Origin of the sequence: Streptomyces sp. NPDC007095 (genome assembly GCF_040634475.1) — a bacterium.
GTDB lineage: Bacteria > Actinomycetota > Actinomycetes > Streptomycetales > Streptomycetaceae > Streptomyces.
On the sequence record NZ_JBEYFS010000085.1, the window covers coordinates 1 to 23,892 of the forward strand.

General features: G+C 70.7%; 22 protein-coding genes. 12 read left to right on the top strand and 10 right to left on the bottom strand.

Annotated elements, in window-relative coordinates; all coding sequences use genetic code 11:
• From ABZ656_RS27290 to ABZ656_RS27310, 5 genes are all read right to left on the bottom strand, one after another.
• Positions 1-1,867 (bottom strand): beta-ketoacyl synthase N-terminal-like domain-containing protein (locus ABZ656_RS27290; RefSeq protein WP_360271090.1); only part of this gene is annotated, 1,867 nt, incomplete at its 3' end.
• A gap of 179 nt (positions 1,868-2,046) precedes the next feature.
• Positions 2,047-3,771, bottom strand: a complete 1,725-nt coding sequence (locus tag ABZ656_RS27295; protein ID WP_101407514.1) for a fatty acyl-AMP ligase — start codon at positions 3,769-3,771, stop codon at positions 2,047-2,049.
• 277 nt (positions 3,772-4,048) lie between these two features.
• On the bottom strand, positions 4,049-4,879 hold the full coding sequence (locus tag ABZ656_RS27300) for an alpha/beta hydrolase (RefSeq protein WP_360271092.1): 831 nt from the start codon (positions 4,877-4,879) through the stop codon (positions 4,049-4,051).
• A 278-nt stretch (positions 4,880-5,157) separates the two neighbouring features.
• A complete protein-coding gene (locus ABZ656_RS27305; RefSeq protein WP_101407516.1) occupies positions 5,158-5,847 on the bottom strand; it encodes a response regulator in 690 nt (229 codons plus the stop codon).
• Positions 5,844-7,535, bottom strand: coding sequence for a sensor histidine kinase (locus tag ABZ656_RS27310; RefSeq protein ID WP_360271094.1), 1,692 nt, complete (start codon positions 7,533-7,535; stop codon positions 5,844-5,846). The genes ABZ656_RS27305 and ABZ656_RS27310 overlap by 4 nt, the downstream gene beginning before the upstream one ends.
• A 235-nt stretch (positions 7,536-7,770) precedes the next feature.
• Here ABZ656_RS27310 and ABZ656_RS27315 point away from each other — a divergent pair, with 235 nt between their 5' ends.
• The 4 genes from ABZ656_RS27315 (at position 7,771) to ABZ656_RS27330 (ending at position 11,862) form a co-directional block, all read left to right on the top strand.
• Positions 7,771-8,631, top strand: coding sequence for an ABC transporter ATP-binding protein (locus tag ABZ656_RS27315; protein ID WP_075025582.1), 861 nt, complete (start codon positions 7,771-7,773; stop codon positions 8,629-8,631).
• Positions 8,628-9,506, top strand: coding sequence for an ABC transporter permease (locus tag ABZ656_RS27320; protein ID WP_101407518.1), 879 nt, complete (start codon positions 8,628-8,630; stop codon positions 9,504-9,506). Before ABZ656_RS27315 ends, ABZ656_RS27320 begins: the two co-directional genes overlap by 4 nt.
• Positions 9,507-9,583: 77 nt before the next feature.
• Positions 9,584-10,672: an ABC transporter substrate-binding protein gene (locus tag ABZ656_RS27325; protein ID WP_218978400.1), complete on the top strand. Its 1,089-nt coding sequence runs from the start codon at positions 9,584-9,586 to the stop codon at positions 10,670-10,672.
• Positions 10,673-10,806: 134 nt separating this feature from the next.
• Positions 10,807-11,862, top strand: a complete 1,056-nt coding sequence (locus tag ABZ656_RS27330) for an ABC transporter substrate-binding protein (RefSeq protein WP_360271097.1) — start codon at positions 10,807-10,809, stop codon at positions 11,860-11,862.
• Positions 11,863-11,877: 15 nt separating this feature from the next.
• Here ABZ656_RS27330 and ABZ656_RS27335 read toward each other — a convergent pair whose 3' ends face one another.
• Together ABZ656_RS27335 and ABZ656_RS27340 are read right to left on the bottom strand one after the other, a co-directional pair.
• Complete coding sequence (locus tag ABZ656_RS27335) at positions 11,878-12,669, bottom strand: DUF427 domain-containing protein (protein WP_360271099.1); 792 nt, start codon at positions 12,667-12,669, stop codon at positions 11,878-11,880.
• 9 nt (positions 12,670-12,678) lie between these two features.
• Positions 12,679-12,963 (bottom strand): SHOCT domain-containing protein, encoded by a 285-nt coding sequence (locus tag ABZ656_RS27340; protein ID WP_101407522.1) that lies wholly within the window; start codon positions 12,961-12,963, stop codon positions 12,679-12,681.
• Positions 12,964-13,206: 243 nt separating this feature from the next.
• Here ABZ656_RS27340 and ABZ656_RS27345 point away from each other — a divergent pair, with 243 nt between their 5' ends.
• The 5 genes from ABZ656_RS27345 to ABZ656_RS27365 all read left to right on the top strand — a co-directional run bounded on the left by ABZ656_RS27345 (position 13,207) and on the right by ABZ656_RS27365 (position 17,772).
• Positions 13,207-13,635: a hypothetical protein gene (locus ABZ656_RS27345; RefSeq protein ID WP_101407523.1), complete on the top strand. Its 429-nt coding sequence runs from the start codon at positions 13,207-13,209 to the stop codon at positions 13,633-13,635.
• 189 nt (positions 13,636-13,824) lie between these two features.
• Positions 13,825-14,664, top strand: a complete 840-nt coding sequence (locus tag ABZ656_RS27350; RefSeq protein WP_360271102.1) for an SDR family oxidoreductase — start codon at positions 13,825-13,827, stop codon at positions 14,662-14,664.
• A 110-nt stretch (positions 14,665-14,774) separates the two neighbouring features.
• Positions 14,775-16,163 carry a cytochrome ubiquinol oxidase subunit I gene (locus ABZ656_RS27355; RefSeq protein ID WP_101408437.1) on the top strand — a complete coding sequence of 463 codons (1,389 nt, stop codon included), beginning with the start codon at positions 14,775-14,777 and terminating at the stop codon, positions 16,161-16,163.
• Complete coding sequence (locus ABZ656_RS27360) at positions 16,160-17,209, top strand: cytochrome d ubiquinol oxidase subunit II (RefSeq protein ID WP_101407524.1); 1,050 nt, start codon at positions 16,160-16,162, stop codon at positions 17,207-17,209. Before ABZ656_RS27355 ends, ABZ656_RS27360 begins: the two co-directional genes overlap by 4 nt.
• A complete protein-coding gene (locus tag ABZ656_RS27365; protein ID WP_360271104.1) occupies positions 17,206-17,772 on the top strand; it encodes a gluconokinase in 567 nt (188 codons plus the stop codon). The genes ABZ656_RS27360 and ABZ656_RS27365 overlap by 4 nt, the downstream gene beginning before the upstream one ends.
• A gap of 62 nt (positions 17,773-17,834) precedes the next feature.
• Here the strand turns inward: ABZ656_RS27365 and ABZ656_RS27370 are convergent, their stop codons facing one another.
• A complete protein-coding gene (locus tag ABZ656_RS27370; protein ID WP_101407526.1) occupies positions 17,835-18,248 on the bottom strand; it encodes a DUF6325 family protein in 414 nt (137 codons plus the stop codon).
• Between the two features lie 207 nt (positions 18,249-18,455).
• On the opposite strand from ABZ656_RS27370, the gene ABZ656_RS27375 reads away from it, so the two are divergent.
• Positions 18,456-19,859: a hypothetical protein gene (locus ABZ656_RS27375; protein WP_101407527.1), complete on the top strand. Its 1,404-nt coding sequence runs from the start codon at positions 18,456-18,458 to the stop codon at positions 19,857-19,859.
• On the opposite strand, the gene ABZ656_RS27380 is transcribed toward ABZ656_RS27375, so the two are convergent.
• Complete coding sequence (locus tag ABZ656_RS27380) at positions 19,843-20,805, bottom strand: DUF389 domain-containing protein (RefSeq protein ID WP_360271106.1); 963 nt, start codon at positions 20,803-20,805, stop codon at positions 19,843-19,845. The two genes, ABZ656_RS27375 and ABZ656_RS27380, sit on opposite strands and share 17 nt — an antisense overlap.
• Before the next feature lie 129 nt (positions 20,806-20,934).
• On the opposite strand from ABZ656_RS27380, the gene ABZ656_RS27385 reads away from it, so the two are divergent.
• Positions 20,935-21,867 carry a cyclase family protein gene (locus tag ABZ656_RS27385; protein ID WP_180362706.1) on the top strand — a complete coding sequence of 311 codons (933 nt, stop codon included), beginning with the start codon at positions 20,935-20,937 and terminating at the stop codon, positions 21,865-21,867.
• 207 nt (positions 21,868-22,074) lie between these two features.
• Here the strand turns inward: ABZ656_RS27385 and ABZ656_RS27390 are convergent, their stop codons facing one another.
• Positions 22,075-22,725, bottom strand: a complete 651-nt coding sequence (locus tag ABZ656_RS27390; RefSeq protein WP_101407529.1) for a GAP family protein — start codon at positions 22,723-22,725, stop codon at positions 22,075-22,077.
• A 230-nt stretch (positions 22,726-22,955) separates the two neighbouring features.
• On the opposite strand from ABZ656_RS27390, the gene ABZ656_RS27395 reads away from it, so the two are divergent.
• Positions 22,956-23,849: a YhjD/YihY/BrkB family envelope integrity protein gene (locus ABZ656_RS27395; protein WP_360271109.1), complete on the top strand. Its 894-nt coding sequence runs from the start codon at positions 22,956-22,958 to the stop codon at positions 23,847-23,849.
• Positions 23,850-23,892 lie beyond the last annotated feature (43 nt).

Consider the following 23,892-nt stretch of genomic DNA (forward strand, 5'->3'; position numbering starts at 1 on the left):
GCGCGAGGGCGCGCAGGGCGGTCAGCAGGTCGTCGCGGCCGGCCGCCCGCACGACGGCCCGGTGCTCGAAGTGCGTGCGGTGGTGGGCCAGCGTCGCGGCCACGCCGGGCAGCGACGGCCGCGGCTGTTCGTCGAGCGCTTCGAGGAGGCGGACGGCCTGGCCCCGGAGGGCGGGGAGGGTACGGGCGGAGAGCGGGAAGAGGGCCGCGCCGGGGAACTCCGCCGGGGGTGTCCCGGTGGCCGGCCGTGCCAGGTCCCGCGGCGCCTCCTCCAGCACCACATGCGCGTTCGTACCGCTGATCCCGAACGCGCTCACCCCGGCCCGCCGCACCCGGTCGCCGCTCCGCGGCCATGGCCGGGCTCCGCTGTGCACCCGCAGGCCGCCGCCCGCCCAGTCGACGTGCTCGGTCGGGGTGTCGGCGTGCAGCGAGGCCGGGAGCAGTTCGTGGCCGAGGGCCAGGACCGTCTTGATGACGCCGCCGATGCCCGCCGCGGCCTGGGTGTGACCGATGTGGGACTTGAGGGAGCCGACGCCGAGCGGCCGGTCGGCCGGGCGCCCCGGCCCGAAGACGGCGGCGAGCGCCCGGCCCTCGATGGGGTCGCCGAGCCGGGTGCCCGTGCCGTGCGCCTCGACGTAGTCCAGGTCGTCCGGGCGGAGTCCGGCCGCGTCGAGGGCGGCGCGCACCACCCGTTCCTGCGCCGGGCCGCTCGGGGCGCTCAGGCCCTGGCTGCGGCCGTCCTGGTTGATGGCCGACCCCTTGACGACGGCCAGGACCCGGTCGCCGTCGCGGCGCGCGTCCGCGAGCCGTTTGAGCAGCACCAGACCGCAGCCCTCGGCCCACACCACGCCGTCCGCGTCGGTCGAGAACGGGCTGCACCGCCCGGTCGGCGACAGCCCGCGCAGCCGGCTGAACTCGACGTGTCCGCGCGGGGTGACAAGGAGCGTCGCGCCGCCCGCCAGCGCGAGGTCGCACTCGCCGCTCGCCAGCGCCCGCGCGGCCAGGTGCAGGGCGACGAGGGAGGAGGAGCAGGCGGTGTCGACGGTGACCGCCGGGCCCTGGAGGCCGAGGGTGTAGGCGATGCGTCCGGAGGCCACGCTGGGCGCGGAGCCGGTGCCCACGTGCCCGTCGAGCCGGCCGAGCGCGGCCGAGGCCAGGTAGCCGCTGTCGTACAGCCCGATGTAGACGCCCGTGGAGCTGCCGTTCAGCGTGTCCGGGACGATCCCGGCGCGCTCGATCGTCTCCCAGGCGGTCGCGAGCAGCAGCCGCTGCTGGGGGTCCATGGCCGCGGCCTCGCGCGGTGAGATCCCGAAGAAGGGCGCGTCGAAACGGTCGATGTCGGAGAGGAAGCCGCCGCGCAGGGTGTACGCCTTCCCGGGGACCGCCGGGTCGGGGTCGTAGAGCCCCCGGGTGTCCCAACGGCCCGCGGGCACCTCGGTGATGGCGTCCTCGCCCGAGGCGAGCAGCCGCCACAGCGCCTCGGGGTCGTCGGCGCCGCCGGGGTGGCGGCAGCCCATGGAGAGGACGGCGATGTCCTCGTCGCCGCGTACGGGCGCGGCCGCCGGCACCGGCGCCGCCGCGCCGACGGGCCCTTCGCCGAGGACCGCCGCGGCGAGCGCCGCGATGGTGGGGTGGTCGAAGACGAGGGACGGCTCCACGGGGCGGCCGATCCGGCCCGAGAGCTCCGCGGCCAGGGTCACCAACTGGCGTGATCCCAGGCCGAATTCGGCGATCGGCCGCTCGGGATCGACAGCCGACGGGGCGAGCCCGGCCGCCTCGGCGACGGCCGAAGCCAGCCAGGCCCGCACGTCCTCGGAGGTCGTGACGGACATCTCGGGGAACTGCTTCGGGGACTCGCTCGCAGGCATCGGGGAAAGGTGTCCTCGTGAACTCGGGTTCAGACGGATTCCGTACGACGGGTACGACGACCGGTGGACGGCGGAGGCACCGGCGCGCGACTGAGGAACCCCTGGTGTACGGCCGGTACGACCGGGGTGCCCCGTCGGCTCGGGTGTCCGCGCCGACGGGGGGGGTGACCTCGTCTACCTCATCTCGCGGCGGGCGCGCCGACCACCGCGAGGGCGTCGGCGAGGTACGCAGCCCGGGAGGCGTGGCGCTGGATCTTCCCGCTGGACGTCTTGGGGATGGTGCCGGGGTGGACCAGCACGACGTCACGCACCGCGAGGCCGTGGGCCTCGCCGATCGCGCTGCGGATCACCTCGGTGATCCGCTCGCAGTCGGCCGCCGCGTCCGGGGCCGTCTCGGCGACGATGACGGGCTGTTCGCCCTCGGCACCGCCGTCCACGGAGAACGCGGCGGTGCAGCCCGGCCGGAGCGCGCCGTGGGACATCTCGGCGGACAGCTCCAGGTCCTGCGGGTAGTGGTTGCGTCCGTCGATGACCATCAGGTCCTTGAGACGGCCGGTGACGAACAGTTCGCCCTCGCGCAGGAATCCGAGGTCGCCGGTCCGCAGGAAACGGTCCGGACGGTCTTGCAGCGTGGCCCGGAACGTCTCGCGGGTGGCGAGGGTGTTGCGCCAGTAGCCCTTGGCGACGCTCGCGCCGCTCACCCAGATCTCGCCGACCTCCCCTTCGGGCAGCTCCTCCCGCCGCTCGGGGTCGGCGATCACCACGGTCGTACCGGGGATCGGCCGCCCGGAGCCGACGGCGGCCGCGTCGGCCGCGCCCGCGTGCGGACTTGGCCCGGGGGCCGCGGCGAGGGTGGGCGGGGTGTCGGCCGAGCCGCCGGTGACGATGAGCGTGGCTTCGGCGAGGCCGTAGCACGGATACAGGGCCTCATGCCGGAAGCCGGCCGGTGCGAAGGTCTCGGTGAAGCGCCGCAGGGTGGCGGCCCGTACCGGTTCGGCGCCGTTGAAGGCGACCTTCCACCGGGCGAGGTCGAGTTCGTCGAGGAGTTCGGGGTTGGCGTGCTTGAGGCACAGCTCGTAGGCGAAGTTGGGGCCGCCGCTGGTGTGCGGGCGGTAGCGGCTGAGGGCGGTCAGCCAGCGCGCGGGCCGCTGGAGGAAGTGCAGGGGCGAGAAGAGCGTGGCGGTGGCGCCGAGGTGGACGGTGTTCAGGACCGGGCCGATGAGGCCCATGTCGTGATACACGGGCAGCCAGCTGACGAACAGTTCGTGGTCGTACTCCGCGAGCGTGTCCGGGGTGTGGCCCATCCGCTCGGTGATGGCCCGCTGGTTGTCCAGCAGGTTCCCGTGCGTCACCATCACGCCGCGCGGGGTGGAGGTGGAGCCGGAGGTGTACTGGAGGAAGGCGACCGAGTCGTCGGTGAGGTCGGGTTCGCGCCAGGAGTCGGCCGCCTCGTCGGGTATGTCCTCGGTGGCGACGCAGGTGATCGCGTCCAGTTCGGGCAGGTGCTCCCCCTGGGCGGCCAGGGTGGCGAGCACCTCACGGCCGCCCAGGATCACCTTGGCGTCCGCGTCGGCGATCAGACGCTTCATGCGGGTCAGGGCACGGTGGTTCTGCGACCGCCCCTGCGGGGGCACGCCCGGCACGGCGACGACCCCGGCCGAAAGACAGCCCAGGTAGCCGGAGATGAACTCCAGGCCGGGCGGGTACAGCAGCAGTGCGCGGGATCCGGCCAGACCGCGTTCCTGCAGCCAGGCGGCGACGGCTCGGGACCGACGGGCCAGACGTCCGTACGAGATGTCCTGGATCTCTCCGTCGCAGTCGCCCGTGACGAGGTAGCGGTATGCCGTCCGGTCCGGCTGCTGCGAGGCATGCGTGGTCAGTAAGTCGACCAGGGAACGAGCCATATGAGGAGTCTCACCTGTTCGAATGAGTGAGCGAGAAAACTGGAGTTCGAAGGCCGCGGGGTGCGTATGCGCAGGCGCCGTGGCCGCCCGGCCCCCTTGCCGGACAGTCCGTCTCGACCAACCCGCCCGAGGAGCAGCGGCGATGCACACGCCGGCCCCTCGTGCCCCTCGTTCGGCTTGCTACCAACGAGTAACACGATAGCAAGTCTTGTCGGCCGGGTGGATGTAACCGCGGGTATTCAATAAGTAACCGGCCAATCGGCCGTCCCGCACGCCTTCATGACGGGCCGGGAGTCGCAGGGTGTCCGAGGTGCGCGACGAAGGCGGCGAGGTCGGCGACCACGCGGTCGGGCTGCTCCCAGTGGACGTCGTGCCCGGCGCCCTCGTAGGCGATCAGGCGTGAACCGTGGATGGCGTCCAGGATGGTCTGCTGGTCGCCACGGGGCAGCAGACCGTCCTGGTCACCCCAGATGACGAGGGTGGGCACCAGGATGCCCGCGAGGCTCGTGCGCAGATCGGTGTCGAGCAGCCCGCGCAGGGTCTCCTGCCAGACGTACGCGGGGACCTTGAGGTTTTCGTCGATCATCGTCTCGACGAGGCCCCTGGCGACGGGCCGGTCCGCCGCGCCGGAGACGAACTCCTCGACGAACTCGCGGGGTACGGGGTCGGAGAGTTCCTCGACGGCCTCCCGTATCCCGGTCACTGCCGGCTTGTCCTCCAGCGTGCCGGGTACACCGATCAGCACCAGCCCCGAGATCCGGTCGGGGTGGCTGCCCGCGACCATCCGGGCGGCCACGCCGCCGCTCGAGGACGCGACGAGCACGGAGCGGTCGATGTCGACGGCGTCCAGGAAGGCGACGAGGTCGGCGGCGTAGTCCTCGGGCGTGTAGCCCTCGGGAGGGCGGTCGGCGTCGCCATGGCCGCGCTGGGTGGGCGCGTAACCGCGCAGGGCGGCCGGAAGTCGCCTGAGGAGGGGCTCGAAGGCCCACCAGGAGTCACCGAGCCCGTGCACGAAGACGACCGGTGTTCCACTGGGGTAGCCGGCCTCGGCGTAGGGCAGCGTGAGTCCTTCCCGCACCTGGGCGGACTTCAGGGAGATCACGGTCACGACACCCTGCCTCCTTCGCTCCGCCGCCCGGTCGGGGAACCAGGAGCGGAGAGCGAGCGGCGATCACTTCCGACAGTACCGACGAGCGGCGGGGCCCGCGCCTCAGGATGCCCGGACGAAGCGGGTGAGGGCGGCGACGTACCGCCGCGGCCGGGTGACGTGGGGAATGTGTCCCGCCCCTTCGACAGTCCCCCGCCGCGGCCGGCCGGTCGAGGATCGTCGCCGGCGGCCCGCCGTGAGCATGCCTTCAGTGGGCGCCGCAGGCGCCGGTCGCGATGTCAGGACACGGTGCGGTAGCGGTGTTCGGGGCGGCCGGTCGCGCCGTAGCGGAGCTCCAGTCGGACCATGCCCTCCCGGACGAGGTAGGACAGATAGCGCTGGGCCGTGGCGCGGGAGACGCCGGTGAGGTCCGCCGCCTCGGCCGCCGACACGTCCCGGCGGGCGGTGCGGACCGCCTCGTGGAGCAGGGCGAGGGTCGGCGCGGAGTGGCCCTTGGCCGGTACGGCGGGCAGGGCGGTGGGGCGGACGACGCTGAACAGGGCGTCCACGTCGGCCTGGTCGGTCTCCGCCTCCGGGCCCAGGACGTCCACCCGGTGCTGGAGTGCGCGGTAGGCGGCGAGCCGCTCGGCCAGGGCGTCGGCGCCGAAGGGCTTGACGAGGTATCCGACGGCTCCGAGCTTCATCGCGGTCCGTACGGAGGTGATGTCCCGGTCGGCCGTGATCACGATGGCGTCGGGGCGGGCGCCGCCCGCGTCGCCGGTCAGCTGTCGCAGCACGTCGAGGCCGCTGCCGTCGGGCAGGAAGATGTCGAGGAGCAGCAGTTCCGGGTGGAGCGTACGGACGGCGTCCAGCGCCTCGGCCACGTTCGCCACCTGGCCGACGACCTCGAAGCCCTCGACGCGGGCCACGTATGTGCAGTGGAGTCCGTTCACCCGGAAGTCGTCGTCCACCACCAGGGTCCGTATCACCAGCGCTCCCCTCCATCGGCCGCGGCCAGGGCGCCCGCCGGTACCAGCGGGGCCGTCGTGAACAGTGCGCCCTGCGGCGCGGGCGCGACGTCCGGCAGGGGCAGCGTCACGGTGAAGACCGCTCCGGGGCCCTCGCTGACCGTGATGGTGCCGCCGTGCCGCTGGACCAGCCGGTGGACCAGGGCCAGTCCGAGGCCGCGCCGGGCGGTGCCACGGTCCGGCCGGGTCGACCAGCCGTCCTCGAAGATGGACTCGGCCGCGCCCGGCGCGATGCCGGGTCCGGTGTCGGCCACCCGCACCAGTACCTCCGTGGTGGCCTCGACGACCGTGAGCCGTACCTCCCGGCCGCCCGCCGGGGCCGGTCCGCCGACCGCGGCGTCGAGGGCGTTCTCCAGCAGGTTGCCGACGATGGTCAGCAGCCGGTGCAGATGCGGCGGCTGCTCGCCGAGCGCGGAGTCCTCGCCCAGCACGATCCGTACGCCGCGCTCGGCGGCGACCGTCGTCTTGGCCACGATCAGACCCACCATCAGGGCGTTGCCGATGTGCTCGCGCACCGACTCGGTCAGCTCCTGGTCGGCTCCGGCCAGCTCGACGGCGTACTCGTACGCGGACTCGTACTCCCCCACGTCCAGCAGCCCGGCCAGGGTGTGCATCCGGTTGGTGAACTCGTGCTGCTGGGCCCGCAGCGCGTCCGTCAGCCCGCGTACCGAGTCCAGCTCCCTGAGCAGTCCGACCATTTCGGTGCGGTCGCGCACGGTGACCACCGCTCCCAGCGCGCGGCCGTGCAGCGTCACCGGCATCCGGTTGACGGCCAGGCAGTGGTCGTCGGTGAGGACCGTGATGTCGGTCCCGGTGAGGCTGCCGTCCAGTGCCCGGCGCAGCCGCCCCTCGGGCAGGAGCTCGTCCAGCCGGCTGCCCAGTGCCGTGCCCAGACCGAGCAGATGGCGGGCCTCGTCGTTGATGACGGTGACCCGGCCCTCGGGGTCGAAGGCGACCACGCCCTCCCGGATGCCGTGAAGCATCGCCTCCCGGTCCTGCAGCAGGCCGGCGATCTCCTCCAGCTCCAGCCCGAACGTCGTCCGCTTCAGGCGTCTGGCCAGCAGGAACGCGGCCATCGAGCCGAGGGCGGTGGCGATCGTGGTATACAGACCGAAGGTGGGCAGCTCCCGCCACAGCTCGCCAAGTACGTAGTGTTCCTTGATGCCGGCCGACACCTCGCCGACCAGCGTGCCGGTGGGCCCGTACAGCGGAGCCTTGCCGTTGGCGGACCGCCCGATCGCGCCCTGGTCGGAGCCGACGTGGGGAAGGCCGTCCAGCACCGCGATCGGATCGCCCACCGGCTCGCCGATCAGTGCCGGGATGGGGTGCGAGTGGCGGATGCCGTGCAGGTCGATCACGACCACGTACGACGCCTTCGACGCCTTCCGGATCCGTTCGGCGACGGTCTGCACGATGTCGCCGCCACCGCCGTACTCCATGGCCTGCTGGATCTGCGGCTCGGCGGCCGTGGTCTGTGCGATGGCCAGCGCCCGCTGCTCGTAGGAGCGGTCGATCTCGGCCCGCTGAGCGAACGCGAACAATACGAAACCGATGGCTCCGGAGAGGGTCAGGATGGCCAGCTGGTTGGCCAGGATCCGCGCGGAGAGCCTCCCCTTCCCGGCGCGGCCGATCCGGATTCGGATGGGCATCACAGGTGCCTTCGCCCTTGTCTTGCTGCCGGGCCCGGCCCCTTCGCCGTAACCCGTGGTGGCGTGATTGTGCCCCACCAGGGACATCCTGCCCACCCCTGGCCCGCTGAGCAGAACGTGCAGAACCCCGGTTAACACAACTAACGCGAGATACGTCTGAAACAGCGACGTAATACGGGGCGGCCTCTAGCGTCTGCCTTCCTCGACCCCGAGGTTAGGAAGGAGACGGCCTCAGATGGCTTCGCGAAACGATGCCGCGTTGAGCACGGTCGCCGACAAAAGCGGCCAGGACAGCGCGCGAGTCGAGATTTCAGGGCTCACCAAACGATTTCTGACTCCCGCGGGTGAGGTGTTCACGGCGCTGCAGGACGTTTCGTTCACCGTGGAGCCTGGCCAGTTCTGCGCGGTGGTGGGCCCGACGGGCTGCGGCAAGTCGACGACCCTGAGCATGGTCTCCGGGCTCGACCGGCCCAGCGAGGGCTCGGTCAAGGTCGGCGGCCGTGAGGTGGACGGTGTCACCGACGGCGTCAGCTTCATGTTCCAGACCGACGCGCTGCTGCCCTGGAAGACCGTCCTCGGCAATGTGCTGATGGGCCCCGTCTTCCGCGGCGTCCCCAAGCAGAAGGCCCAGGTCTCGGCGCGCGACTGGCTGCGCCGGGTGGGCCTGTCCGGGTTCGAGGACCGCTACCCGCACCAGCTCTCCGGCGGTATGCGCAAGCGCGTGGCGATGGCCGCGGCCCTGATCAACGAACCGAAGATCCTGATCATGGACGAGCCGTTCGGCGCCCTGGACGTACAGACCAAGGCGATCATGTCGACCGAGCTGCTGGGCCTGTGGGAGCAGATCCGTCCGTCGGTCATCTTCATCACCCACGACCTCGACGAGGCCGTGGCGCTCGCCGACCGGGTCGTCGTCATGACGTCCAGCCCCGGATCGGTCAAGGCGGTCTTCGACATCGACCTGCCCCGCCCGCGCGGCGCGGTCCAGGAGATCCGCTTCCAGCCCCGCTTCATCGAACTCCAGCACCAGATCTGGGAAACGCTGCGCGAGGAGGTGGAGCGCGCCTACGCACGCACCGCAGGAGGTACGGCATGAGCACGACGTCCGCAGTTTCCGCCCCGCTGGTCAAGGACGGCGCACCGTCCTCTGCCGCGGCCGCCGCCAAACGCGCCGCCCGACGGCGCATCGCGCTGGTGTGGGCGGGCCGTATCGGCCTCGCGGCCTTCGTCATCGGCGGCTGGCAGGCGTTCACCACCTGGGGGATCGTCGACCCGTTCTTCTTCGGGCAGCCGTCCGGCATCGCCAAGCGGCTGGTCGACCTCTTCCAGCACGGCACCGAGTTCGGGTCCTTCTACTCGAACATCTGGACAACGATCCAGGAGGCGCTCGTCGGCTTCGCCCTCGGGGCCGTCGCCGGCGTGATCTTCGGCGTCGCACTCGGCCAGAGCCGGTTCCTCGCCGATGTGCTCGGCCCCTACATCAAGATAGTCAACGCGATCCCGCGTATCGTCCTCGGCTCGATCTTCATCGTCGCGTTCGGCATCGGCGTGCTGCCGAAGATCCTGCTCGCCGCGGTGCTGGTGTTCTTCATCGTCTTCTTCAACGCCTTCCAGGGCGTCCGTGAGGTCGACCGCAACATCCTCGCCAACGCCAAGGTGCTCGGCGCCTCGCAGCTGCAGATCATCCGGCACGTCACCGTGCCCTCCGCGCTCACCTGGATCATCGCCAGCCTGCACAGCGCCTTCGGCTTCGCCATCGTCGGCGCGCTGGTCGGCGAGGTGCTCGGCGCGCAGAGCGGGCTCGGCCTGGTCATCAAGACCGCCCAGAACCAGTTCGACCCCAACGGCGTGTTCGCGACGATGCTCGTCATCTCGGTCATCGTGCTCGGCGCCGAGTGGCTGATCAGCAAGCTGGAGCACCGGCTGCTGTCGTGGCGCCCGCCGGCGCCGTCCGAGGCGAACTCCCTCTGACACCCCCATAGTTCCCCCCTTCATCTCAGAACCCTCAGCTTCATCTCAGAACCTTCAGCAAAGGAATGTGGTCAGCCATGTCCAGACGACCCGTCGCCGTCGCCGCGTCTCTGCTCACCGTTCTCGCCCTCGGCGCGGTCAGCGCCTGTTCCGGTAACTCATCCGCCGCGAGCGGCGGTTCGGGCTCCACGCCGACGGTCAGGCTCATGGCCGGCGGCCTCGACAAGCAGATCTACCTGCCGTACCAACTCGCCCAGCAGCTCGGCTTCTACAAGAAGTACGGCGTCAACGTCCAGCTGAGCACCGAGCAGGACGGCGGCGTCGGCGCCGAGGAAGCCATGGCCTCGGGGCAGGTGGACATGGCGGGTGCCTGGTACAACCACACGATCGAGTTCCAGGCGAAGGGGAAGGCCGTCGAGGACGTCGTCCAGCTCTCCGGCGCGCCGGGCGAGCGTGAGATGTGCACCAAGAAGTCGGGCGTCACCTCGGGCGCCGACCTGAAGGGCAAGACCCTCGGCGTCACCGACCTGGGTTCGGGCACCGACACCCTCACCCAGTTCCTGGCCGCCAAGAAGGGCGTCAAGACCAGCCAGTACCACCGGATCGGGGTCGGCGCGGGATCCACGGCCATCGCCGCGCTGCAGAACGGCAAGGTCGACTGTGTCATGACGACGCAGCCGACGGTCGCCGCGATCCAGAAGAAGGGTGTCGGTGCCTCCGCGATCGACCTGGCCACCACGGCCGGCGCCACGCAGGCGATGGGCGGTGCCTATCCCGCGGCCAGTGTGATCGCCCGCACCGACTGGGTGAACTCGCACAAGGACGCGACGCAGAAGGTCGTCGACGCGCTCGTCGCCACCATGCACTGGATCAACACGCACAGCGCGGCCGACATCGCCAACAAGCTGCCGGCGTCGTTCGTGTCGAACCAGTTGGTGACCAAGGCCGACTACATCTCGGCCCTGACCCAGGACAAGGGTCAGTTCCTGCCGGACGGCCTCATGCCGGCCGGTGGTCCGAAGACCTCTCTGGCGACAGAGCAGTTGGTCGGCAATGTGAAGGGGTCGGTGGACCTCAGCAAGACGTTCACCAATGACTTCGCCATCCAGGCCAACAAGACCGAGGGCTTCAAGACCACCACGACCCCGGCAGGACCGAACGGCTGAGCCTCGCCGATCACGGGGCCGCCCAGGTACCTGCCACCTGGGCGGCCCCGGGCCGTGAGCACGAGCACTCGGGCGGGTACCTTCTGCGCCACGCCCGCATCTCCCCGCCCACCCGCTCGCAAAGGAGACCAGTGATGAAGCCGGTCACCACGTCCTTGCTCGCCAGGGCCGTCTGCGCCGCCCTCGCGCTGGCCGTGCCCGCCTGCAGCGGAGGGGGCAGGTCCAGCGCCGCGGTCGCGTCCGGGAACGGCGACGGCACGCCCGCGGTGCGGATCATGGTCGGGGGCCTCGACAAGCAGATCTATCTGCCGGTGATACTCGCCCGGGAGCTCGGCTACTACGAGGCGCAGGGCCTGGATGTGCGGTTCTACGACGAGCCGGACGGGGTCGAGGCCGAGACCGCCATGATCTCCGGCCAGGTGGACGCGGTGGTCGGGTTCTACGACCACACCGTCGACCTGCGGTCCAAGGGCAGGTCCACCGAGTCCGTGGTGCAACTGCTCCGCGCCCCCGGCGAGGTCGAGATGGTCCGCACCGACCAGGCGGGCAGCGTCAAGAGCCCGGCGGACTTCGGCGGCAAGCACCTGGGCGTGACCGGCCTCGGCTCCTCCACCAACTTCCTCACCCAGTACCTGGAGGAGAAGAACGGCGTCAAGGAGGGCAGCGCCACGTCGGTCGCCGTCGGCGCGGGCTCCACCTTCGTGGCGGCGATGCAGAACAAGCAGATCGACGCCGGGATGACCACCGAGCCGACCGTCTCGCTGCTGGAGCGGAAGAAGCTGGCCAGGCCGCTGATCGACATGCGCACGGCCGCGGGCGCGAAGGCCACGCTCGGCGGCACCTACCCGGCCTCGTGTCTCTACCTCACCACCGGGTACGTCCGGAAGAACCCTGAGGTGGTGCAGAAGCTGGTCAACGTCTACGTCGAGACGCTCAAGTGGATCCAGGCCCACTCCGCCGCCGAGATCGCCGACAGGATGCCGGCCGCCTACTACGCGGGCGTCGGCAAGGCCGTCTACACCAAGGCGCTCCAGAACGAGAAGGGCATGTACTCCCCCGACGGTCTGATGCCCGCCGACGGCCCCGAGACCGTCTACAAGGTCCTCTCCGCCTTCGACCCGACGGTCAAGGGTCACCCCGTCGACCTGTCCAAGACGTACACCGACGACTTCGTCAACAAGGCCGAGTAGCGGCCCACGCCGCCGTCATGGCGTCGGTCGCGCCGAGAGTGGCGAGGTGAACGAGGTGACGGGGCGCTCCAGGCGTTCCCCGTCCACGGTGATGTCGACCGCTTCGTTGTAGAAGGCGAGGAGGCCTTTGACGGCGCCCACCGCGGGCAGTGGCTGCGGGTAGCTCCACACGAGGTTCGCGGGGTCGTCGCCGCCGCCCCGCCACGACCAGTACTCGGCGGTGCCCTTGTAGGGGCATCCCGTGCTGAGGTCGCCGGGGACGAACAGGTCGAGCCGGACGTCCTCACGCGGGATGTAGTACCGCGTCGGCAGGCCTGTCTCGAAGAGGAGCACCGGACGGCGGGTGTCCGCGACGACCGTGCCGTGGATCTCGATGACGACGTGGCGGCTGCTGGAGAGGGCGTCCACCCGCTTGTGCGGATCACGGGGGTGGATGAAGATCTCTTCCTCCTCCTCGTACCAGTGGTCGAGTCCCCGGCCGCTGCGGCGGAACCACTCGAAGGCGATGTGGCCGGCCAGGTCTTCGGCGGGGAACGTCCAGGCCGCGTTCTCCATCAGTTCGCCGTCGACTTCGAGGTCGTAGAAGACCCGCGACCCGGCGTGTGTGCCGGTCCGCGGGTTCTTCGCCGGGCGGAGCAGGTCCTCGCGGACCTCCTCACGCGGGAACGCATACAGCGGAACGGGCACCTCGGGCTCCCATACGAGGACGGGATGCCGGCTGTCGACGACCGTGACCTCGCCCTTGCGCCCGCGCACCCAGCGCTCACTGGGCTCCCACAGAAGGCCTTCCGGAGTGGTGAGGTTCATGGACCCTCACTACCCAAGGATCCTGCGCTTCTGCTCCTCGAATTCGGCCTCGGTCAGGACACCCTGGGCCTTGAGTTCCCCGAGTTGCTTCAGCTGATCGATCCTGCTGCTCATGTCGTCGGCCGACGGGGCGGACGGCGGGGGCGGCGCGGCGGGCGCGGGCTGCGGCGGGGACTCCTGGTACTCCTGCTGAGCCCATCGCCCCTGCTGACGGCGTGACACACGGTTCGACACGGCGGTCGCGGTACCGGCCACCACGGCTGTGCGGGCGACCCCGCGAAGGAGACCTGGCACGGCGGATTCCTTTCTGGAAAAGCGGCCTGCGAATAAACACGCTCCCTTGGCCGACGGGCAATTCTTCTCGACGCATCGGACACCTTCATTGGAGCACCGCACGGATTCCACCGCACATCGGCATCGGCGCCGCCTCCCGGGAATTCCGCCGTTCTGCCGGTCGGTGACTCTCATGGCAAGCTGAAATGTGGACCACCGACCGGTCACAGGTCAGTGGTGAGGTCTACATGGGAGGAGCTCGATATGACCACGACCGGAATGCACCAGCGACACGAGACCGGGGGCGGCGGACCGTGGGCGTCCAGCTGGACCGCCTTCGCCGCAGTCATGATGATCTTCGGCGGAGTGATGGCGATATTCGAGGGCATCTCCGCCATCGCCGAGGACGACGTCTTCGTCCTCACCCGCAACTACGCCTACAACTTCAATCTGACGAGTTGGGGCTGGATCCACCTCTCCCTCGGCGTCCTGGTCGTCCTCGCCGGCGCCGCCCTGTTCACCGGAGCGATGTGGGCACGCGTGGTCGGAATCACCCTGGCAGGCCTGTCGATGATCGCCAACTTCATGTGGCTGCCGTACTACCCCGTCTGGGCCATCGTGCTGATCGCCGTGGACGCCTTCGTCATCTGGGCGCTGTGCGTCGGAATCAGCCGGCAGCCCCGCACCGAGTAGCCGAGCGCGCCGTCCCGGGCGACCCCGACGGCGCATTGGGCCGTTCAGCCCGGGTCGTCCCCCTCGACCGGCTGACAGCGGACGTGCCGACGAGCCGTCCCGACTCGCCAGTGTTTTCGTTGTGGTGCGGATTCCTCCGAAAAGCGGATTCCTCCGATGATCCGCGTCGGCACCCACAGGGAGACACGAGTGGAAACCAGCGGCAGTGACGGTCGCCAACCCCTTGCCTTCCCTCTCCTCAAGGGGCAGAAGGCACTGGTGACGGGCGCGAATTCCGGGATCGGCAAGGCCACGGCCATCGGCCTCGGCCGGGTGGGCGCCGACGTGGTGGTGAACTACGTGTCCGGGCGGGACGCCGCGGAAGAGGTCGTGCGCGAGATCGAGGGCTTCGGTGTGCGCGCCTACGCGCACGAGGCGGACGTGTCGCAGGAGGACCAGGTCGTCGGCATGGTGTCCCGCATGGTCGAGGAGTTCGGGACCATCGACGTCATGGTGGCGAACGCCGGGCTCCAGCGCGACGCTCCCGTCACCGAGATGACCATGGCCCAGTGGCAGAAGGTGCTGGACGTCAATCTGACCGGACAGTTCCTGTGCGCCCGCGAAGCGACCAAGGAGTTCCTGCGACGGGGCGTCGTCCCCGAGGTCTCCCGATCGGCCGGGAAGATCATCTGCATGAGTTCGGTCCACCAGATCATCCCGTGGGCGGGCCATGTGAACTACGCGTCGTCCAAGGGCGGGGTGCAGATGCTCATGGCGACCCTCGCGCAGGAGCTCGCGCCGCAGGGGATCCGGGTGAACGCCGTCGCTCCCGGCGCGATTCGCACGCCCATCAACCGCGACGCCTGGGACACCCCCGAGGCCGAGGCCGACCTCCTCCGGCTCATCCCCTACCGCCGCGTGGGCGACCCGGACGACATCGCGAACGCGGTGGCCGCGCTCGCGTCCGACCTCTTCGACTACGTCGTGGGCACCACGATCTACGTGGACGGCGGAATGACGCTGTTCCCCGGTTTCGCCACCGGCGGCTGAAGCGCAGGGCCCGCCAGCCATCCCGAACGAACCACCGAGGTCATGTGAACAGCGCAATCGGCCACCTTCTCGCGGACGGCCCACCACAACTCCTCCCCGCCCGGGAGCTGATGGCCTTCACCCTGGCCTCCCACATCCTGCTCGTACCCTTCGGCGTGGCCCTGCCCGCCATCACGCTCCTCATGCACTACCGCGGGCTGCGCAAGGGCGACGCCGTAGCCCTGCTGCTCGCACGGCGCTGGTCGGCGGTCATGGCCGTGCAGTTCGCGATCGGCATCGTGACGGGCACCGTGCTGTCCTTCGAGTTCGGTCTGCTGTGGCCGGGGATGATGGGCCGGTGGGGAGATGTCTTCGGCCTCGGCTTCGGGATCGAGGCCTGGGCGTTCTTCCTCGAGGCGATCCTCATCGCCATCTACCTGTACGGATGGCGCCGGCTCAAGCCGTGGACGCACTTCTGGCTCGGCCTGCCCCTGCCGCTGGCCGCCCTGATGGGGGCGTTCGGCATCGTGGCCGCGAACGCCTGGATGAACACCCCGCGCGGCTTCACTCTCGACGCGTCCGGCAGGCCGGTGAACGTCAATGTGCGGCAGGCGGTCTTCACACCGATGTTCGGCCCCGAGTACTGGCACTTCGTGGTCGGCGTGGTCCTGACCGCCGGATACGTCGTCGCCGGGGTGTACGCGGTCGGTCTGCTGCGCGGCCGCCGGGACCGCTACCACCGGCTCGGCTTCACCGTGCCGTTCACCGTCGCCGCGATCCTCACCCCCGTCCAGTTCGTGCTCGGGGACTCCATCGCCCGCTCCGTCTTCCACAAGCAGCCGGTGAAGTTCGCGGCCACCGAGCTCGTGTGGAAGACCGACACCCACGTACCGGAGTACCTCTTCGGACGTCTGCATGCCGACGGATCGGTCTCCGGCGGGATCAAGATCCCCCAACTGGACTCGATCCTTGCCGGATTCAGACCGGCCACCGAGGTGACCGGACTGACATCGGTCCCGGCGAGCGACCGCCCGACAGTGATTCAGGCCACGATCGCCCACTGGGCGTTCGACATCATGGTGACCGTCGGAAGCCTGCTCGTACTGCTCGCGCTCTGGTACGGCTGGTGCCGGCTGCGGCGTCGTGAACTGCCCCGGTCGCCCTGGTTCTTCCGGTGTGCCGCCCTCGCCGGCGCCGCCTGCCTGCTGACCGTGGAGTGCGGCTGGATCACGACCGAGGTGGGCCGACAGCCCTGGATCGTCTATCAGAACATGCGGGTCTCGGAGGCGGTCACGGGCACCCGCGCCGCGTCCCTGTGGACGATGTTCGGCATCGTCGTGGTGGTCTACGTCCTCGTCCTCGGTTCCTTCCTGACCGTCCTTGTGAAGATGAGCCACCGCTGGCGGCTGGCCGACGAGGGCGCGCCCGCGGATGCCGCCGCCGAGGACCTGGAGGGCGACACTCCTTACGGGCCCCGCCCGTTGTCGACCACCGCGAGCGGGGACAGGGGGGACGAATGATCGAGGACGTCGTCGCCTGGGTGCTGCTGGCCGCGGTGGCCGCCTACGCGTGTGCCGGTGGCACGGACTACGGCGCCGGATTCTGGGACCTCGTCGCGGGCGGCGCCGAACGCGGCAAGCGCCCCAGGTGGCTCATCGACCACGCCATGGAACCCGTGTGGGAGACCAACAACGTCTGGCTGATCTTCGTCCTGGTCATCATGTGGACCGGGTTCCCGGTCCTGTTCCAGACGGTCTTCTCCGCCATGTGGCTCCCGCTGGCACTCGCGGCTGTGGGACTCGTCCTGCGCGGTGCCGGCTTCGCCCTGCGCAAGCCCACCCGGCGCCTCGCCCGGCGCAGGGTCTACGGCGCCGCCTTCGCCGTCTCCTCACTGCTGACCCCCTTCTTCCTCGGCGCGGCGGTCGGGGGGATCGCCACGGGCCGGGTGGCTCCCGGCACGCAGGCGTCCGCCGACGCCTGGTCCAACGGGACCTCCGTGATCGCCGGGCTGCTCACCGTCGCCGCGACCGCCTTCCTCGGGGCGGTGTTCCTGACCGCCGACGCCCGCCGCTTCGACGCCCCCGACCTCGTCGGCTACTTCCGGCTGCGGGCCTGGTGCAGTCTCGTCGTCCTCGCCGTGCTGGGGATCGTCGGCCTCGCCGTGACCCACGACGACGCGCCGTACGTCCACGACGGGCTGACCGGCGGAACCGGTCTCGTCCTCGTGCTCATCGCCGTCGTCTGCGCGTTGACCACCGCCTGGCTGCTGTACCACGTCGCGACGGGTTGGGCGAGGGTCACCGCGATCGGCAGCGTGGCCCTCGTCGTCGTGGCCTGGGGACTGGCTCAGCGGCCCTATCTCATCCCCACCTCACTGACCGTGTCCCAGGCGGCCGGCGCGCCGACGACGCTGCGCTGGCTGATGCTGGTCACGGTCATCGCGGTGGTGCTCGTCGGGCCGCCGCTCGTCCTGCTCTACCGGCTGGACACCCGCGGGGCCCTCCAGCCCCTCACCGAGGGGGATCTGCGGCAGACGGCACCGGGCCGGGAACCCGAGAACCCGTGACCGGGGGCGGCGCCGGACGTGGCGAAGGGGACGGGAAAAGGCCGCCGATCATAGTGGTCCTGGGCGTGTCCGGATCCGGGAAGACCACCTTCGGCCAAGCGATCGCCGTAGGGCTCGGCCTGGCGTTCGTCGAGGGCGACGACTTCCACCCCGCGGCGAACATCGCGAAGATGACCTCGGGCCACGCCTTGGACGACGCCGACCGCGCGCCCTGGCTGCGTGCCCTCTCCGACCGCATCCGTCGCTCCGCCGAGGCCCGCGAGGGACTGGTCGTCGCCTGTTCGGCCCTCAAGCGCGCCTATCGTGACGAGTTCCGGGAGGCCGGGGGGCCGGCGTTGCGGTACCTGTACCTCGCCCTGGACCGGGCGACGGCCCGGGACCGCGTGTCCCGGCGCACCGGCCACTTCATGCCCGCCCGGCTGATCGACTCGCAGTTCGAGACGCTGGAACCACTGGAGCCGGACGAGCCGGGCCTGACCCTGGATGCCACGGCCGCCCTTCCGGCGAACCTCGCCCGGGTGCGGGCCGCCGTCGAGCACTGCGCCGAGCGCCGGGGCCCCTGACGGATCAGGCGCTCACAGGTACGGCGGCGATGCCTCCCGAACGCGCGGGCGGCGGCCGTGTGCTACTCCGTCGCGTCCAGCGCCGCCAGCACGGCCGGCACCGGGATGCGCCCGGAGGCCACCATCTGCGCACCACCGCGGCGCAGGGCGGTGGCGAAGGGGGCGGCCCACAGGTTCTCGTAGACCAGGATTCCGGCGGAGTTGCCGGGCTCCAAGGCACTGGCCGCCTCCTCGATGTCGTCCTCGCCCAGCAGGCCGGAGGAGGCGCCCTCGAAGACGGCGAGGTCGGGGGCTCCGTCGCCGGTGAGGTCGGCGATTTCCAGGCCGACCACGGATCCGTCCTCGTCCTTTCTGACAAACATCAGATCGAGGATCCGGATGAGGCCGCGGTCCACCAGGTCGACCAGCAGGGGAAGGCCTTCGCCGGTCATGCGGTTGCCGGGAAACTCGACGACTATGTAATCGATAGGGCCCATTTCAGCGAATTCATCACTCACGGCAGAATCGCTCACGGCTTCACCCCTGGGTGGTCTTGGAATTCCCCCTGTCCCCGCATGCCTGCGCATCCACGGGCCCCGGATTCCATTGCAGCATCGGACGGAAGGCGCCGCACCTCGGTGCGGCGTTCACCCGCCGGGCCGGTCCGGGTCGCGGGATCGGATCCGTACCCCTCTGCTGGAATCATGACGAGCAGCCCCCCTCCACCGGACCCGGACGAGAAGCCCCCAGAACCGTCCGGCGAGCAGCGGCTCTCGGCGCGGGAGCGCAACGAGCTGGACGAGCTTCGGCACCGGGTGAGCGCTCTGGAGAGCAAGGGGCCGGCGGGGGCCGCGCGGCACCACTGGCTCCGCTCGACGGGTTCGGTCCTGCTGATTCTCCTCGCCTCGCTGCTGTCGCTGCTGGCCGTCGTCGCGGTCTGGGCGAACAACATCGTCCGGGACACGGACCGCTATGTCGCCACCGTGGGACCGCTGGCGAGCGATCCGGATGTGCAGAAGGCGGTCACCAACCGGGTCACCACCGCGGTCCTGGCGCAGATCGACGTGGACGCGCTGGTCAAGGATCTGGAGCAGGCGGCGGCGGAGAAGGGTGCCCCGCCGAGGGTCGCCACGCTCCTCGGCGACCTGGGCGGCCCGATCACCAGCGGTCTGAAGAGTCTGGTCGGCGACACCGTGCAGCGGGTGGTCTCCAGCAAGGCCTTCGACACCGTCTGGGTGGACGCGAACCGCCGGGCCCACAGCGCGCTGGACAAAGCCCTCACGGGCAACGCCACCGGCGCGGTGTCCGCCAAGAACGGTCAGGTCACGATCGACGTGGCGCCGATCGTGGCCCAGGTCAAGGACCGACTGGTCAGCGCCGGCTTCAAGCCGGCCGCTCGGATTCCGGCCATCCACACGGACTTCGTGGTGTTCGCGTCGAAGGACGTCGGCAAGATCAAGACGTATCTGAGGGTGCTGGACATCATCGGCGGCTGGCTCCCCGTCATCGCCGTGCTGATCGCCGCCGTGGGCGTGTATCTGGCCGGCAACCGTCGCCGGGCCCTGATCGGGGCCGCGCTCGGGGTGTTCGCCGCCATGGTCGTGCTCGGCATCGTCCTCGCCCTCGCGCGGGCGATCTACCTCGATCATCTGCCCGTCGGGGCGTCCGAGGACGCCGCCGCCACAGTGTTCGACTCGCTGGTCAGGTTCCTGCGGGCCGGTGCACGCGCGGTCGGTGCGCTCGCGCTCGTGACGGCCGCCGGCGCCTTCCTCGTCGGGCCGTCCCGGATCGCCGTCCTCATCCGTACGGGCTGCCGGAGAGGCATCGGCGCCCTGCGTGACGTCGCGGTGTCGGCGGGGCTCCCGCTGGGTCCGGTCGGCCGGTTCGTGCACCGCTTCAAGCGGTGGATCGGCGCCGCGATCCTGGCGGTCGCCGCGATCGTGCTGTTCACCTGGAGCTACCCGACCACGTGGGTCGTGGTGTGGACCGTGGTGATCGTGCTGGTCGGCTTCGCGATCCGCGAGTTCCTGGACACCGGGGCTCCCTCGACCACGGCCGCTTCGACGCTGTCCCCACCGGCGCCGTCCGCTCCTACGCCGTCCGCCTGACCTCGCGCCGGTGCCGGCGTTCGCCCACCCGCCGCCAGATCGCCCGCTGGCACTTGAGCGTGCCGGTCCCGACCAGGATCAGTACGACGATGTTGAGCAGGAGTTGGAGCAGCGACCCCCAGGCCTCGTCCCAGCTGCCGAACGCGCACGAGACCCCGATGTCGGCCCCGGCCGGAATGGTGGTCACCGAGATGAAGACGCCGAGGAGTGCGCTGGTCCGGGCCTCGGCCAGCGAGACGATGCCGACGACGCCGGCCAGCACCGCCACCACGGCCGAGAAGAAGTTGGGGGTGTTGATCAGATTCGAGACGGGTCTGACACCCAGCTCGAAGGCCCTCGGCTGGAGCCCGAAGCCCCGGACGAGCAGCGAGAAGAGAAAGGTCGCGGCAACAGCCAGCACGAAGCCCAGCAGCAGGGCCGACAGGCCCTGCCGGATTCTCGGCCGGGAGCCACGGTCGATCGCGAGGGCGACGCTGGTGATCGCCCCGTACTCGGGTCCGACCACCATGGCCGCGACGATGAGGATCTGGGAGTTGGTGATGATGCCCACCGCGCCGATGAGCCCGGCGATGACCAGGAAGAGGTAGAAGCTCGGGGGGTATCTGCCCTCGGCCCGGATCCGCGCCTCCACCTGCGCCCACACCGGTGCGCTCGGCAGGGCCCCGAGCTGCTCGGCCCCGGTCCTCGCGGCGTGTTCCGAGAACAGCGTGTCCACCGGATCGAGGGCGATGGAGCCGTGGCGCTCCAGGCCCAGGTCCCGCAGGCCGCGCAACACCTCGTTCGCGGCCCCGGTCAGGACGTCGCACTCGATGGCGTCACCGTCGGGGTTGCGTACGCTGCCCGTCTGGAGGACCAGGTTCAAGGCGCACGGCTCGTCGCCCAGCAGGGACATGGTGCGTTGCGTGAGATCCGGCGGGCACACCGCACGGACATGAATCATGTCCATCCGGACCTCCGCGTTCCGGTGCGGTGCGCCGGCTTGTGACGTGGACAGGTCGCTCCTTAATTAGCGCGGCGGTGTCCGCCCCCGGCAACTCGGCGTGCCGGAATCCGGCTTCTGTCGGAGGCTGGGGACATGCCGATGCCCGACGAGCTGAGCGAGGCCGAGTTCCGGTCGCTCTACCGCCAACTGCGCGGCATGGCCTCCGGCGGCGGCACGCGCCGGGGCGCCCTGGACACGATCACCGCGGAACAGGTGCTGGCGGCCGTCCGCGAGGTGCGCCTGGGACGCACGGTGTCGCTCGCCGCCCCCGTGGAGACCCGTGTCGAACCCGACGACGCCGATCCGGCTGAGCACCGGCTCACCGCTCCGGCCGGCGGCGAACCGGTCCCGGAGGGCCTGGACTTCGCGCGGGACCGCTTCGCCATGAACGTGCACGGCGATGTGGACAGTCACCTCGACGCGCTGTGCCATGTCATCTACGACGGCACGCTGCACGGCGGCATACCGGCTGCGGACGTGCTGTCGCCGGAGGGTGCGAGCGTCCTGTCCGTCGAGCTGGCCCGTGACGGCATCGTCGGACGCGGGGTCCTCCTCGACATACCCAGGGTGCACGGGGTCTCCTGGCTCGAACCCGGATCGAATGTGACCGCCGAGGACCTGACCGCCGCCGAGACCCGGCAGGGGCTGCGGGTCGGCCGCGGCGACATCCTGCTCGTACGGGTCGGCCACCGCCGGCGCCGCGAGGAGCTGGGCCCCTGGGACGTGGCCGCCGCCCGTGCCGGACTCCATCCGACGGCGATGGAGTTCGTGGCCGACCGGGAGGTGGCGGTACTCGGCAGTGACGGCAACAACGACACGGCCCCGAGCGCGGTGCGAGGGATCGCCTTCCCGGTGCATGTGCTCGCCGTCCACGCTATGGGGCTGCATCTGCTCGACTATCTGCGGTTCGAGGACCTCGCGCCGATCTGCGCGCGGGAAGGCCGCTGGTCGTTCCTGTGTGTGATCGCCCCGCTCCGACTGCCCGCGGCCACCGGCTCGCCCGTCAATCCCCTGGCGATCCTGTGACGGCGGTCGTCCCTCTGGCGATCCTGCGACGGCGGTCGTCCCCCCCCGTTATGTTTTTCGTGGTCCTGCAAGAGGGCCGCTGGCCTCCGGGCCCGGCATGGCTGGTCCCCCCTGTCGAACCGATGACCTGGGGGGGTGCCACCGGGCCCGAGAGGCGCCGTTGGAGACGCTAATGAGAGGTCCCCCCGGCGGTCCCGTGATGGCCGGTCAGGCCGAGGTGGTCAGCTGGTAGATGCTCTTGCCCACCAGCCACAGCCCCAGCAACAGGCACACCGTCACGATCGCCTGGTCCTGATGGCCCTCCAGCCACGTCCGCAGCCGCCCGAGCCGTACGCGGGACGAGTCGGGGGCGAAGGTCGCGTAGATCTCCATGGCCAGCAGGCTGGAGCTCGCCAGCAGGCAGTAGCCCATCAGCGCCGCGTACGAGGCGGCGTGGGAGAGGTCCGCCTCCACCACGGTGGCGGCACCGGCGGCCACCAGCCCCCAGGGCTGAAGGAACAGCGCCAGCCCGGCCGCCGTCCACGGGGACATCCGGTCGAGCCGGGACATCATCCCGGGGGACGTGTGCCGCCTGCCCCTCCCGCGGCGGGTGCGCTCCCCGTACCAGACGAGACCGACGCCGATGGCCAGTTTGGCGGCCAGGGCGGCCGTGGAGGGCGCCGACTTGGGCGGCGGCGGTTTCCCGCCGGTCATGAGCAGCACCACGGCGATGATCGCGACGAAACTGGCCAGCCAGGTGAGGACGAAGGCCAGCCCGTTCCAGATCCCGCCCCGCGCGGACAGCACCAGCACGAACGCGGTGACCGAGAACGGGTTCACGGCGATCGCCAGACCGATGAGGACCAGGTCAAGGACCATCGCTGCCCCCGCACGGCCGCGTGAGGCTCGGGGCGGCGCCGGATGCGCGCATGGCCCCATCGTCACCGCTGCCGCCCGCACCCACAATTCAGCGCCGCCGTCCGGAACTCCTCGGGCGGCATCTCCCCCGTACGGCGCTCGCGCCGCAGGCGGGCGGCCGCCCGGGACGGCACCCTGGTGGCGTGGTCACGCCTCGGGGCGTGGAGCCCAGTCCCGACCCGGGGAGCGGAATGCGCGCAGGCAGAGGATCCGGCTCGCCCACCGACGGCAGGACGAGCCGCCTGCGCGGGCGGGCGGCGGAGCTGGGGGCGCGGCTAGGGCGGCTGCGCGGCACCACCGAGGAGCGCTTCCCGGTGGTCACCCGCCTCACCTCGCATCTGATCGCGGTGAACCTGCTCGACTCCGCGACCCGGCTGGCGGCCCAGGTCTTCCTGACCGCCGTTCCGCTGCTCTTCGTGGTCGCCTCCTTCGCCCCGCAGGCAGTGCGCAGGGAGTTCGTCTCCTCCCTGCACGACGTCTTCGGTATCAACGGCTCCTCCGAACAGGAGCTGAAGAAGATCTTCCAGGCCAATCCCGCGGACCTTCAGCAGAGCGTCGGGGTGGTCGGCTCACTGATGGTGCTGCTCTCCGCCACCGCGTGCAGCCGGGCGATGCAGCGCCTGTGCCAACGCGCCTGGCGGCTGCCGAGCGCGAGCCCACGGATCGCCGCCTGGAGATGGCTCGTGTGGATCGCGGTCTGGCTGTTCATCCTCGCCCTGCAGGGACCGCTGCGCACCGGATTCGGCGCGGGAGCGTGGCTGGGCCTGCCGCTCCTGCTGGTCACCCAGGTGGGCGTCTGGTGGTGGACCCAGCACTTGCTCCTCGCCGCGCGCGTCCCCTGGCTGCCCCTGCTGCCCGGTTCGCTCCTGACCGGGGTGGCCATGACCGCGCTGACGGTGGTCGCCAAGCTGTACGTGCCCAGCGCGCTCAACCGCAGCCTGGACCGCTACGGGTCGCTGGGTGCGGTCTTCACGGTGTTGTCATGGCTGATCGGGCTCTGTGTCGTCATCGCCGCCGGGATCACCGCCGGCGCGGTCATCGCCCGGGAACCCGCGGTGTCCCGGCGCCTCGGCTCACCCGAATAGTCCAACTCGCCGGAGATATCCCCCAGGGATACCTTGGGACTTG